Annotated in this window: 16 protein-coding genes; 10 read left to right on the top strand and 6 right to left on the bottom strand. The window is 67.5% G+C overall.

Annotation, left to right across the window (positions count from 1 at the left end; genetic code table 11):
* Positions 1–2 precede the first annotated feature (2 nt).
* Positions 3–653, bottom strand: coding sequence for a DedA family protein (locus ACFWU2_RS06440; RefSeq protein ID WP_378602710.1), 651 nt, complete (start codon positions 651–653; stop codon positions 3–5).
* Positions 654–816: 163 nt separating this feature from the next.
* Here ACFWU2_RS06440 and ACFWU2_RS06435 point away from each other — a divergent pair, with 163 nt between their 5' ends.
* The 4 genes from ACFWU2_RS06435 (at position 817) to ACFWU2_RS06420 (ending at position 3190) form a co-directional block, all read left to right on the top strand.
* Positions 817–1389, top strand: coding sequence for a flavin reductase family protein (locus tag ACFWU2_RS06435; RefSeq protein ID WP_378602707.1), 573 nt, complete (start codon positions 817–819; stop codon positions 1387–1389).
* 79 nt (positions 1390–1468) lie between these two features.
* The gene (locus tag ACFWU2_RS06430; RefSeq protein WP_378602704.1) at positions 1469–1642 is read left to right on the top strand and encodes a hypothetical protein; all 174 of its coding nucleotides are present in this window, start codon (positions 1469–1471) and stop codon (positions 1640–1642) included.
* A 129-nt stretch (positions 1643–1771) separates the two neighbouring features.
* On the top strand, positions 1772–2398 hold the full coding sequence (locus ACFWU2_RS06425; RefSeq protein WP_378602701.1) for a GyrI-like domain-containing protein: 627 nt from the start codon (positions 1772–1774) through the stop codon (positions 2396–2398).
* A 33-nt stretch (positions 2399–2431) separates the two neighbouring features.
* Positions 2432–3190: a haloacid dehalogenase type II gene (locus tag ACFWU2_RS06420; protein WP_378602698.1), complete on the top strand. Its 759-nt coding sequence runs from the start codon at positions 2432–2434 to the stop codon at positions 3188–3190.
* A gap of 9 nt (positions 3191–3199) precedes the next feature.
* On the opposite strand, the gene ACFWU2_RS06415 is transcribed toward ACFWU2_RS06420, so the two are convergent.
* A complete protein-coding gene (locus ACFWU2_RS06415) occupies positions 3200–3631 on the bottom strand; it encodes a PPOX class F420-dependent oxidoreductase (protein WP_378602695.1) in 432 nt (143 codons plus the stop codon).
* A 278-nt stretch (positions 3632–3909) separates the two neighbouring features.
* Between ACFWU2_RS06415 and ACFWU2_RS06410 the strand changes: the two genes are divergently transcribed.
* A complete protein-coding gene (locus ACFWU2_RS06410; protein WP_378602692.1) occupies positions 3910–4689 on the top strand; it encodes a maleylpyruvate isomerase family mycothiol-dependent enzyme in 780 nt (259 codons plus the stop codon).
* Positions 4690–4693: 4 nt separating this feature from the next.
* Here ACFWU2_RS06410 and ACFWU2_RS06405 read toward each other — a convergent pair whose 3' ends face one another.
* The 3 genes from ACFWU2_RS06405 to ACFWU2_RS06395 all read right to left on the bottom strand — a co-directional run bounded on the left by ACFWU2_RS06405 (position 4694) and on the right by ACFWU2_RS06395 (position 6799).
* Positions 4694–5581 (bottom strand): alpha/beta fold hydrolase, encoded by an 888-nt coding sequence (locus ACFWU2_RS06405; RefSeq protein ID WP_378602689.1) that lies wholly within the window; start codon positions 5579–5581, stop codon positions 4694–4696.
* Positions 5582–5599: 18 nt separating this feature from the next.
* Complete coding sequence (locus ACFWU2_RS06400; RefSeq protein ID WP_378602686.1) at positions 5600–5806, bottom strand: hypothetical protein; 207 nt, start codon at positions 5804–5806, stop codon at positions 5600–5602.
* 120 nt (positions 5807–5926) lie between these two features.
* The gene (locus ACFWU2_RS06395; protein ID WP_378602681.1) at positions 5927–6799 is read right to left on the bottom strand and encodes a helix-turn-helix domain-containing protein; all 873 of its coding nucleotides are present in this window, start codon (positions 6797–6799) and stop codon (positions 5927–5929) included.
* 37 nt (positions 6800–6836) lie between these two features.
* Here ACFWU2_RS06395 and ACFWU2_RS06390 point away from each other — a divergent pair, with 37 nt between their 5' ends.
* The 3 genes from ACFWU2_RS06390 to ACFWU2_RS06380 all read left to right on the top strand — a co-directional run bounded on the left by ACFWU2_RS06390 (position 6837) and on the right by ACFWU2_RS06380 (position 8978).
* Positions 6837–7394, top strand: a complete 558-nt coding sequence (locus ACFWU2_RS06390; protein WP_378602678.1) for a TIGR03086 family metal-binding protein — start codon at positions 6837–6839, stop codon at positions 7392–7394.
* A 68-nt stretch (positions 7395–7462) separates the two neighbouring features.
* Positions 7463–8020, top strand: coding sequence for a maleylpyruvate isomerase family mycothiol-dependent enzyme (locus tag ACFWU2_RS06385; RefSeq protein WP_378602675.1), 558 nt, complete (start codon positions 7463–7465; stop codon positions 8018–8020).
* A 49-nt stretch (positions 8021–8069) separates the two neighbouring features.
* A complete protein-coding gene (locus ACFWU2_RS06380) occupies positions 8070–8978 on the top strand; it encodes a pseudouridine-5'-phosphate glycosidase (protein WP_378602672.1) in 909 nt (302 codons plus the stop codon).
* A 27-nt stretch (positions 8979–9005) separates the two neighbouring features.
* On the opposite strand, the gene ACFWU2_RS06375 is transcribed toward ACFWU2_RS06380, so the two are convergent.
* Positions 9006–9671, bottom strand: coding sequence for an NUDIX domain-containing protein (locus tag ACFWU2_RS06375; RefSeq protein ID WP_378602669.1), 666 nt, complete (start codon positions 9669–9671; stop codon positions 9006–9008).
* A 60-nt stretch (positions 9672–9731) separates the two neighbouring features.
* Between ACFWU2_RS06375 and ACFWU2_RS06370 the strand changes: the two genes are divergently transcribed.
* A complete protein-coding gene (locus tag ACFWU2_RS06370) occupies positions 9732–10736 on the top strand; it encodes an ADP-ribosylglycohydrolase family protein (protein WP_378602666.1) in 1005 nt (334 codons plus the stop codon).
* Positions 10737–10795: 59 nt separating this feature from the next.
* The gene (locus ACFWU2_RS06365; protein WP_378602664.1) at positions 10796–11956 is read left to right on the top strand and encodes an iron-containing alcohol dehydrogenase; all 1161 of its coding nucleotides are present in this window, start codon (positions 10796–10798) and stop codon (positions 11954–11956) included.
* Positions 11957–11990 lie beyond the last annotated feature (34 nt).

The following is an 11990-nucleotide window of genomic DNA, read 5'->3' as shown; positions in this document are numbered from 1 at the left end:
GGTCAGGCGCTGGTCTTCTGGGCGCGACGGGAGCGGACCCGGCGCTGCACCCCGTAGCCGACGACCACGACGACCACCGCGAGGACAACGTACTGGAGGATCTCGGCGTACGGCTCGACCTTCTGCCAGTTCTCCCCGAGCTGATAACCCGCGAACACGAAGATCGTGTTCCACACCAGGCTGCCCGCGGTGGTGAATGCAGTGAACTGCCACAGCGGCATTCGCGTCACACCTGCGGGAATCGAGATGAGGCTCCGGAAGATGGGCACCATGCGGCCGAAGAACACGGCCTTGCGACCGTGCTTGCGGAACCACTCCGTCGTGCGGTCGAGGTCCTCCACGTCGACCAGGGGAAGTCTGTGCATCACTTTCCGCAGACGGTCCTCACCGACCCACCGTCCCAGCGAATACAACCCCAGCGCCCCCAGCACCGAACCGAGGGTCGTCCAGAACAGCGCCCCGAACAATGTGAAGCTGCCGAGGCTCGCAGCGAACCCGGCGAGCGGAAGGATGACCTCGCTGGGAAGCGGAGGAAAAAAGTTCTCGAGAGCGATCGCAAGGCCGGCTCCGACACCGCCCAGTCGATCCATCAGGTCGAGCGCCCATCCGGCGAGTCCGTCGGTGGGCGCTGAGGGAGAATCCGCAACACTCATCCGGTCAAGGTTACCGACCGGCCGTGAGACGACCCCGCCGACGTCGGTCCGCCTTTTGCTCGAGCAGAGCGAAACGGTGTTCCCGCCGGTCTGCGCAGCGAAGGATGACGTACGCCTCGTGTCGTCCTCGCGGGAGCAGACCGAACAACCGAAAGGTGGCCGTATGACGATCGCCGTCGTGGCAGGCGGGGCCGAACCCTCCGAGGCCGAACGATCCGAAGCCGAACGACCCGAAGCCGAACGACCCGAGGCGTCGAGCACATTCGACGGCACCGCGCTCCGTCGGGCCTTCGCGCAGATTCCGTCGGGCGTGGTCGCGATTTGTGCCGAGGTGCACGGCGAGCGTGTCGGGCTCGCCGCGAGCACGTTCGTGCCGGTCTCGCTCGACCCGCCGCTCGTCGCTTTCTGCGTGCAGCACACCTCGAGAACATGGCCACAACTGTCGTCGCTCCCGCACCTGGGCGTCAGCGTGCTGAGTGAAGAGCACGACGGCGCGGCGAGGGCACTTGCCGCGAAGAACGGTGACCGATTCGTGGGGATCGACACCGAGACCCGCGAGGGAGGTGCCGTGTTCGTGTCGGGCACGAGCGTGCGCATGGATCTGACGGTCGAGCAGCAGGTACCGGCCGGTGATCACGCCATCGTCGTGCTTCGAATCAACGACCTGCTCACCGACGCGCAGGTGGAACCGATCGTGTTCCACCGCAGTTCGTTCCGCCGGCTGATCGCTTCCTGACACCTCTCGTCACTTCGACACCCAGCACCGCTCGGCGGAGAACAGCCGGGTTCCCGACTCACCGTCACGAGGAGCTCCCATGGCCCGCAAGAAGTCACGGCGAAGCCCGTTCGGCGCGAGGGCACGCCGGACGTCCGTGCCACCCGCACAGAACCACGAGGGGGAATCGGGAGAACAACGCGTCGTGCCCGACGCCGGGACCGGGTGGCTCGTCCTGCCCACGGTGGCTATCTCTCTCGCGGCGTCGGGATGAGGGGCCTGCGGCTGCGACCGGTCACGCGGAATCGACTCGGCACGATGTCGTCCTGGGTAGGCTTCCCGGAGTGATTCCTCCGCGCGACCGGTGAAAGGTAGTGGCTCGCAGTGTGAGTCCGGGTACCCGATGGCCGACAAGATCGACTTCAAGAAGACACTCGACTCCTACCGCGCGACGCGCGGTGAATTCCGCATCGTGGACGTGCCGGACATGCAGTACCTCATGGTCGACGGCGCCGGCGACCCGAATACCTCATCTGCCTTCGCCGACGCGATCGAGACGCTCTACCCCGTGGCGTTCAAGCTGAAATTCGCGAGCAAGCGTGAGCTGGGCCGCGACTATGTCGTCCCGCCGCTGGAGGGGCTGTGGTGGTCGGAGGACATGGCGTCGTTCACCTCTGCACGGGATGAATCCCGCTGGAACTGGACGTTGATGGTCATGGTTCCGGAATGGATCGAACGCAACCTGGTCGCCGCCGCCGTCGACCAGGTTGCCGCGACGAGCACGCCGGTGCGACTCGGCGACATCCGCCTCGAATCCGTCGAGGAGGGGCGCTGCGTGCAGACGCTCCACGTCGGGTCGTTCGACGACGAAGCCGACGTCCTCGCGGAACTGCACGACGAGTTCGTCCCGGGCAACGGGCTGCGCATGGTCGGTAAGCACCACGAGATCTACCTCAGCGACTTCCGCAGGACCGCGCCGGAGAAGCTGCGCACCATCCTCAGGCAACCGGTCGCGGCTGCTTCGGAGTGAAGCGGACGGCATCTGCTCCTACACTTCGGCGACATGCATGATGGGAGAGCTGCCGTGGATCTGTCCGAGGTCGACGCGTTGAGTTTCGATTGCTACGGCACGTTGATCGACTGGGAGACGGGCATCGCCGCCGTCCTCGCCCCGTGGGCGCAGGAAGCTGGACTGGAACTGTCCGACGAGGGATTGCTCCTCGCGTACGCCGAGAACGAGGCGCAGGCCGAGCGCGACACTCCTGAGGCGTTGTACTCCGCGATCCTCGCCGAGGCATTTCGCCGTACCGGCGCGGCACTCGGCACGGAAGTCTCCGACGAGTGGGCGACGCGGCTCGGTGCATCCGTTCCGGACTGGCCGGCGTTCCCGGATTCCGCCGAGGCCCTTGCGGCACTGGCCGAGGACTACACGCTGATCATCCTGTCCAATGTCCATCGTGACGGCTTCGCCGGTAGCAACGGGCGCCTCGGCGTCGAGTTCGACAAGATCATCACCGCCGAGGACGTGCAGGCGTACAAACCTGCTCTCGACCACTTCGAGGCGCTCGACGACGCCCTCACCGAACTCGGGATTCCGCGTGAGCGCCTCCTGCACGTGGCGCAGTCGCTGTTTCACGATCATGTCCCCGCCACCCGGCGGGGCCTGCGCTCGGTGTGGATCAACCGGCGCCACGACCGCCCGGGGTGGGGTGCGACACCGGCACCCGCCGGCGAGTACGCCTACGATCTCGAATTCCCGACGATGCAGGCATTCGCCGATGCGGCCCGCGCCGCGAAAGCCCGTGGCCCGGCACGGCACTGAGGAGCGTCGTCAGCGGGCGATGCCGTAGAACCGTTCGACCCGCACCCGCAACAGCAGACGTCCCTCGTCGACCATGGCATCCCGGAACTCATCCCAGTCGGGGTGATCGCCCTGCACCGCTCGGTACAGCGCGACGAGCTCATCGACGGTGGTGTCGTGGGGATCGGCTGCCACATCGGACAATTCGGCGTGTCCTTCGGCTACGGCGTACGACCAGCCGTCCCGAGAGTCGACGAACACGCTCACGCGCGGGTCCCGCCGCATGTTCCGGGTCTTCGCGCGGGTGTCGGTGATCGAGACCGAGAACGTCCGCTCGCGGGGGTCGTAGGAGTAGACGATGTTCGAGAGCTGTGGCCGCCCGTCGTGTTTCAGGGTGGCGAGCGCCGCGATACCGCTGGATCCGAAGAGTGCCTCGAGCGGCACCTCTGACTCTCGGCTCATGAGTGTCCTTCCTGATCGGGCAGGTTCCTGTGAACACATCTTGCCGCGCGGGAGACTTTCGCGCGCGCGGGACGGAAATCGTTATCTGACAACGTAATCATGCGGGATGCCTGGTGTCTGCCGCTCCATTTCATCCTCGACGATGCCAGACGGTGTCATGAATGCACTGTGCTGGCGTCTGCGGCACTCGTCGACGTTCGGCTGGGTCGCGACCCGATCGATGCGGACCGTGAGATTCTCGGACCGGTACGTGCAAGGGCACACGGACGAGGGTCGGGATGCTGGACTATTCGAGGTACTGCGGGGAGATCACCGCACAGACCGAGTTGCTGTGCTCGGTGCTGCCGGGACGGGACATGAATACCCCGGTGCCGACGTGTCCGGGCTGGAATGTGGGACAGCTGGTTCGGCATGTGGGATACGGCCACCGCTGGGCTGCCGAGGCGGTGCGCACCGGAGCGATGATGCCACCGGACGACTCGTCGATGCGTGAGCTGTCCTCGTACGTCGACGAAGATCCCGATCGGTTGGTGCCGTGGTTGCTTGCCGGCGCACTCGACCTGGAATCGTCTCTGCGCGAGGCCGGTCCCGAGCGGACGGTCTGGACTCCGATGCCGGTCGGCCCGCAGACCCCGCAGTTCTATGCACGACGCTTCACCCACGAGACGGCGGTGCACCGTGCTGATGTCGCGCTGGCTCTGGGGGAGAGGTTCGATCTCAGCCACGATGTCGCGCTCGACGCCGTCGACGAGTGGCTCGATCTTGCTGTGGTGACGTGGCCGCGGAGGATGAGCGACCGGCGTCGCGCGCTGCACGGACCCGACAGCACTCTCCATTTCCATGCGACCGATTCGCTTGCGGAGTGGGTAGTCGACCTCACTGGCGACGAGTTCATCTGGCGCCGTGCGCACGAGAAGAGTGCGGTGGCGGTGCGGGGACCGTTGGTCGAGCTGATGCTCGTGCTTTATCGCCGACGAGCAGTCGCCGACGCCGAGGTCGAGGTGTTCGGCGATGCCGCGCTGCTGGATTCGTGGCTCGATGTGGTCGCGTTCGGCTGAACGGTCAGAGAATGTCCCGCAGGATGCGCGCGAGTTCCCGGGGCGCGTCGCTCTGTACGGAATGTCCGGAGCCCGGCACGACGTGCACATCCAGTCCTGGTACGCGTCGACGTGCCTCGTCGACGTCCTCTTCGGTGACGTAGGCCGAGGCGCCACCGCGCACCAGCGAGACGGGTCCGTTTAGTGCCGCGAGGTCGTCCCACAACGGGGTGAAGTCGCGCATGGTGCGCATTCGGTCGTAGCGCCACTCCCATCGTCCGTCGGCACGCTGCCGCGTGTTGTGGACGACGCCGCGCCGGACCGACGACGGCGACCGGTGTGGCGCCGCTGCCGCCGTGAGGGCGACGATCTCGTCGAACGTGTCGAAGACTGCCGGTCCCGCGGCGAGCGCGACGGCCCCGCGTTGATTCTCGGTCATGCCCTGGTGCCGCCGGAACGATGCCGGGGTGACGTCGACGAGGACCGTGCGGCGCACGAGTTCGGGTGCGAGGGAGCCGAGCCGGAGGGCGGTCAACCCCCCGAGCGACATGCCGACCACGGCCTCCGGGCGAGGCACCCAGCGGCGGACCGCGTGCGCCACCGCTTCGGCGTTCGGCCACGGCGAGTAGTCGCCGTCGTCGCGCCAGGAGGAGTGGCCGTGACCGGGGAGATCGACGGCGAGCGCGGGCACCCCGAGCGCGAGGATCACCGAGTCCCATGTGTGTGCGTTCTGGGCTCCGCCGTGCAGGAACACGATGCGGGGAGAGGCGTCGCCCCACAGCAGTGCACTGGTGTGCCCGCCGTCGTGTTCGGTGCGCACTCGCCGCACGGTCGGCGGTACGGGGAGTTCGAGGCCCAGTTCCGTGGCGTTCTCGGGAAGCAGCGCGAACTCGTCGGTGCGGTGCGGATCCATGAGGACTTCTCTACGCGACTACCCCGCGAGAAGCCAGATGTGGCTCGGCGGGAACGGAATCGAGTGTCGTCGCGACTCGATCCGGAAGGAACCGCCATGACCGATGCCGTGATGCTCGAGTGCCCGGATGTCGTGCGCGCCTACCTCACTCTTGCCGCCGGTGAGGACCGCACCGCTGCGACACCACTGTTCGCCCGCGACGCCCACGTCACCGATGACGGACACGACTACGTCGGTACGGCGGAAATCGCTCGACGGCGCCGGCCATATTGCACGCCTGGAAATCTCGCCGACCGTACCCGCGCCCCTGTAGGTGATGCACGCAATGGGACTTCGGTATGTCCGTCATCCCTGCGGAGGACGGTCCGGAGCGTAACGATCGGCGAACGCGCCGGGCGTCACGCCCACGGCGTTCTTGAAGTCGCGTACGAAATGCGGTTGGTCGGCGTACCCGAGGACTGCGGCGACCTCGGACAGCGAACCGGACTTCTCGCGCAGGCGGCCCGCGGCCTCCTGTAGTCGCCGCCGCTGGATCAGCCATTTCGGGGTAAGTCCGATGCGCCGGTGGACGAGTCGCTGCAGCGCGCGTTCGGAGAGTCCGAACTCGTTGCGTACCTGTTCCACGCGCAGCACGTCCGGATTGTCCTCCACGAACGCTACGACGCGGTTGACGAGCCGGCCCTCGTCGTCGACCGGGAGGTAGCGCCGGAAGGCCTCGTCGTAGATGCCCATCGCCGCGCGGTGTGCGTCGGGGGACCGCGGATCGCGGCGCATCACCTCGCGTACCTGCTCGACGACGTGGACACCCGCGTCACCGAGGACCTCCGGCACCTCCACGATCCGGTCGGTGAAGGAGGGGAGTGGCCCACCGGCCACCAGGGCACCCGCCGCGGGGGTGAGCATGACACCGGCGGCCCAGCCCTCACCCGTCAGGACGGTCGTCGACAAACCGGACTCGACACCGTAGAAGCGGGCGTAGTCCTCGGTGATCACGACCAGGCATACGGGATACCGAAGCACTTGCTGGGGGGCGTCCCGCCCCGGAGGCACCCGCCACACGGGAATCCAGTAGCGCCGGACCACGTCGCCCAGATCGGGGGCTGCCGGGTATCGGAAGATGGTGTGCGTTGTGTCGTTCGGGTGTTTCAGGTGCGCACGCTCGATCGGCTCACCGTCGTCTGGGTTTCCGGAGTCGGATTTCCCGGTGTCGGATTTCATCAATACCTCGCACTGGGCGATCGATAGCGTCGCACCCATGAATACAACAGCGATCCGACACAGTGAAGCAGAACAGCGACTCGGCGCGGTCGTGGGCGCGTTGAAGGCCGAGGACTGGGACCGCCCGTCACCGTGCGAGGGGTGGACCGCGCGCGACGTCCTGAGTCACATCATCGAAACCCAGCGCGAATTCTTCACCGGCCGCGACCTCGACTTCGGTGATCGGCCCTCCCTCGACGACCCGGCCGGCGCATGGCAGAAGCACAACGCCCGGGTGGCGGACATCGTCGCGGACGACACCCTCGTGAACACGCCCTACGACGGGTACTTCGGACCCACAACCATCGGAGCGACCTTCGACCAGTTCTACATCTGGGACATGATCGTGCATCGATGGGACCTCGCCACGAGCGCGGGCCTCGAGGAGGCGTTCACCGACGCCGAACTCGAGCGGATCGAGGCCGGAGCAGACAGTTTCGGCGACTCGCTCTACATGGACGGGGTGTGCGCACCGGGTGTCGAGGCACCGGAGGGCGCCGACCGGTCGACTCGAGTGCTCGCGCGCCTGGGGCGCCGCCGAGCCGACCTGGTGTGAACGAAAGATTGGGCGCGCGTCGTCGTATTCCGCACCGTTCCGGCCCGGACAGGGAATAGCGTCGCAGCATGGATACAACAGCCGGCCGACACACGGACGCGGCGCTGCCTCTCACCTCGGTGGTGAGTTTCCTGGGGCCGGAGGCCTGGGACAGCGCGTCGCCGTGCGAGGGATGGACGGCGAAGGACGTCCTGAACCACATCATCGGCAGTCAGCGGGAGTTCTTCGCCGACCACGGATTCGATCTCGGCGAACAGGCGTCCCTGGACGATCCTTCACGCGCGTGGCGAGAACACACTGCGCGAGTCGCCGACATCGTCGCGGACAAGGCCGCCATGGACACCGCGTTCGACGGATACTACGGACCTGCGACGATCGGGGACGAGTTCGATCTGTTCTACACCTGGGACATGATCGTGCACCGGTGGGACATCGCCACCGCCGCCGGACTCGACGACACCTTCACCGATACCGAACTCGACAGAGTCGAGGCCGGGGCAGACGTGTTCGGCGACGAACTCTATCTGGACGGTGTCTGCGTAGCGGGTGTCCGAGCACCGGCCGGCGCGGACCGGGCGACCCGCGTGCTCGCGCGTCTGGGACGCCGTCGCCGCGACGCTGCGTGAGGGTGCAGGACACGGGCTTGCACGCGGCCCGGCCGTTAGTCTCGGGCGTATGAGCGAACCGATCGTGGTGTCCGGAGCCGTGCGTGAGGCGCTGGCCGAACGTCGCCCCGTAGTTGCGCTCGAATCGACCATCTTCACGCACGGCCTGACCCGGCCTCGAAACGTGGCGGTCGCACTGGCCGCCGAGCAACAATTGCGTGACGCGGGCGTCGTCCCGGCAACCGTGGGCGTGGTCGACGGGGTCCCCACCGTCGGCCTCTCCGAAGATCAGATCGTCGCACTCGGAGACGCCGAGAGCGAGGTGGTGAAGGTCGGGATACGCGACCTTCCGATGGCCGCGGTCAAGCGGTGGCACGGCGGCACGACGGTCGCCGCGACCGCGTTTCTCGCGCATCGCGCCGGGATCGAAGTATTCGCCACCGGCGGGCTCGGCGGCGTACATCGAGGCGCCGCCACCACCTTCGACGAAAGCGCGGATATCGCTGCGCTGGCGTCGATCCCGATTCTCGTCGTGAGCGCCGGTGTCAAATCGGTACTCGATGTCCCGGCCACTCTCGAACGGTTCGAAACGCTCGGGGTGGTGGTCGTCGGGTACCGCACCGTCCGGTTCCCCGGGTTCTACGTACGGGACAGTGGCTGCGTCGTCGACGACATCACTTCACCCGAAGACGCGGCAGCGCTCGCCCGCGCCCGCGACGCTCTCGGGCTCCGTTCGGCGGTGGTGGTGGGCAATCCTGTTGACGCGTCGGCTCAGGTGGACCCGGAGTTGCACGACCGTGTCCTCGTCGAGGCGGAGCGTGAGGCAGCGGGCTGGGGGCTTCGCGGAAAGAGCCTCACTCCGTTCCTGCTCGAGCACATGCACCGTGCGACGGACGGCCGTACGCTCGAGACGAATATCGCTGCGTACCAGGGCAATATCGCTCTCGGCGCGGCGATCGCGAGGGCGTTGGTGTCCTGACACGCGCACGTCGCTGCAGCAGGAATGTCACTGCAGCAGGAATGCGGTGGTCGCGGGCGGCAGCGCGGCGTTGCGTCGCCGGTAGATTTCGGCCGGGCGCCCGGTGCCCTCCCGGCGGAGTTCGCCGGTGGGCGCCAGGCCGTGCAGCAGGTGCCGACGGAACGTGTCCTTCGGATAGCGACGGCCGAACACCACTTCGTACAGACGCCGTAGGTCGAGGACGGTGAACTCCTCGCCGAGGAACCGCGCCGGGTCCACCGCCGCCGAATAACGCGCTCGCAGGTCGTCGACGGCGAGTTCGACGATGGTGGCGTGGTCGAACGCGAGATCGGCGGTGTCGGTGACGGGAGCGAGTCGCGCGTCGGCCGGGATCTCGGAGACTGGAACGGCCGCGCCGTGCGCCATCGACAGCACCCATCCCCGGTCGTCGCGGTCGGGGTCGTCGAGCATCGCCAGCTGGTGGAATTCGATGCCGGCGAGGGCGGCCTTGTCGCGCAGAGCCCGGCGTGCCGCGTCGGCGAGCCGTTCTCCGGGACGGAGAAACGTCCCGGGAAGCGCCGAAGTGCCGTCGGGGCGTTCGATGACCAACACTTTCAGTGTCTCGTCGACGGTGAGTACCGCGACGTCCACCGCCACGGACGGGCGCGGATAGTCGGTGAGTGCCTTGCCTCCGTGATCTGTCCAGACCTGCATCTATCTATTCAATCAAATGTGCGCTAACATTTGCGCAGAATTGATCGAAGGGGAGATGGCATGAGGCTGACGACAGCACAGAACGACCGGGCGGCAGGGGTCCTGCTCGCCACCGCGGCAGGGGACGCGCTCGGCGCCGGGTACGAATTCACCTATCCCACGCCGGAGACTCCGATCCGCATGATCGGCGGGGGCCTCGGGCCGTTCGCCCCCGGCGAGTGGACGGACGACACGTCCATGGCGCTCGCGATCGCCGAGGTTTCCGCGACCGGGGCCGACATCGGTGCCGGCGAAGGACTCGACGCCGTCGCCGCCGGGTTCACACGTTGGTACGCGTCCGGACCCAAGGACATCGGAAATCAGACCCGCGCGGTGCTGAGTACAGCGCAGCCGACCGCCGCGTCGATGACGGAGCGAGCGCGCGCCCTCCCGGGACGGAAGGGCGGCAACGGGTCGCTCATGCGGACCGCGCCCGTGGGGATTGCCTACCTCGCTGACGCCGAGCGGTGCGTCGCTGCAGCCCGCGACATCAGCCGTCTCACGCACCACGATCCCGAGGCCATCGAGGCATGCATGCTGTGGTCGTTCGCGATTCGGCACGCGGTCCTCCACGGCACGTTCGACGGCGTCGACGCCGGTCTGGAACTGCTGCCGGGGGATGCGCCGCGGCGTTGGTCGACTTTGCTCGACGACGCCCGCACGGCCTCCGACCCGCGGGTCTTCGACAACAACGGGTGGGTGGTGCACGCGCTGCAGACCGCCTGGTGGGCCGTGTGCCATGCCGACGCGACCGGCCCCGCTCATCTTCCCCAGGCGCTCGAACTCGCCGTACGTGCCGGACATGACACCGATACCACCGCGGCGATCGCCGGCGGGTTGCTCGGCGCACGGTGGGGTGCGTCGGCGGTGCCCGCGCAATGGCAGCGGATCCTGCACGGCTGGCCCGGGTACCGGTCGCAGGACCTCGTACGCCTCGCCTTGCGCACCGCATGGGCGGGTGCGGACGACGACCGCCACCGGTCCGGCGCCGAGAACGACTACGCGCAGTTTCTCGTCGAGGAGTGACTCGGGCCCTGTCGTTGGGGTAGACATCCTTCGGACCGAATTGTGACGAAGGGACCCACGTGGCCGCACCCATTGCTCTTCCCCGCGTGATGCGCATCGGCGGAGGCGCCGTCGACGAGATCGGTGAGGTGGTGGCCGGGCTGGGGCTGTCCCGGCCGCTCGTGGTGACCGACCGGTTCATGGTCGGGACCGGCGCAGTGGATCGCATGGTGTCGCGCCTCGGCGCGGCCGGACTCGCCGCGGCGGTGTTCGCCGATACTGTTCCCGATCCCACCACCGACTCCCTCGTCGCGGGTCTCGAGGCAGTCGCCGCCCACGACGCGGACTGCGTGATCGGTTTCGGCGGCGGTAGTCCGATGGACACAGCCAAGGCGCTCGGGTTGCTGGCCGTCCACGGTGGCCAGATGAGCGACTACAAGGCCCCCCGCATCAACAGCGGCCCGGCGCTACCTGTCGTCGCGGTCCCGACGACCGCCGGGAGTGGTTCGGAGGCAACGCAGTTCACGGTGATCAGCGATAGTGTCACCAACGAGAAGATGCTGTGCCCGGGCGCGGCATTCCTGCCGATCGCGGCCGTGGTCGATTACCGGCTGACGTTGACGATGCCTCCGCGACTGACTGCCGACACCGGGGTCGACGCGCTCACCCACGCGATCGAGGCGTACGTCAGCAAGAAGTCCAATCCGTTTTCGGACACGTTGGCCCTCGCCGCGATCGAGACCATCGGGAGAGTTCTGCGCCGCGTCTACGCGAACGGCACCGACGAGGACGCCCGGGAGCAGATGATGCTCGCGGCCACCCAGGCCGGGATCGCGTTCTCGAACTCCAGCGTCGCCCTCGTCCACGGGATGAGCCGGCCGATCGGCGCGCATTTCCACGTAGCACACGGTTTGTCGAACGCGATGCTGTTTCCTGCGGTGACGGCCTTCTCGGTTCGGGCGGCCGAATCCCGGTATGCGGACTGTGCCCGGGCGCTCGGCGTAGCCGCACCCGGCGATCACGATGCCACCGCGGCGGATAATCTGGTTGCCGCGCTGGCGGAACTGTGCCGCGATGTCGAAGTGCCGACCCCTCGTGCCTACGGCATCGACAAACGCGACTGGGACTCCCTGGTGCCCCTCATGGCGGAGCAGGCCCTGGCATCGGGATCGCCGAACAACAATCCGCTCGTGCCCACCGAGGAGGAGATCCGCGACCTCTACGCCCGGATCTACGGCTGACCGTAGATCGGGCGTAGACGGGTCGCGGACGCGG

The organism is Rhodococcus sp. NPDC058639, from assembly GCF_042717545.1.
Taxonomy (GTDB): domain Bacteria; phylum Actinomycetota; class Actinomycetes; order Mycobacteriales; family Mycobacteriaceae; genus Rhodococcus.
This window is presented reverse-complemented; position numbering and strand designations above follow the sequence as displayed.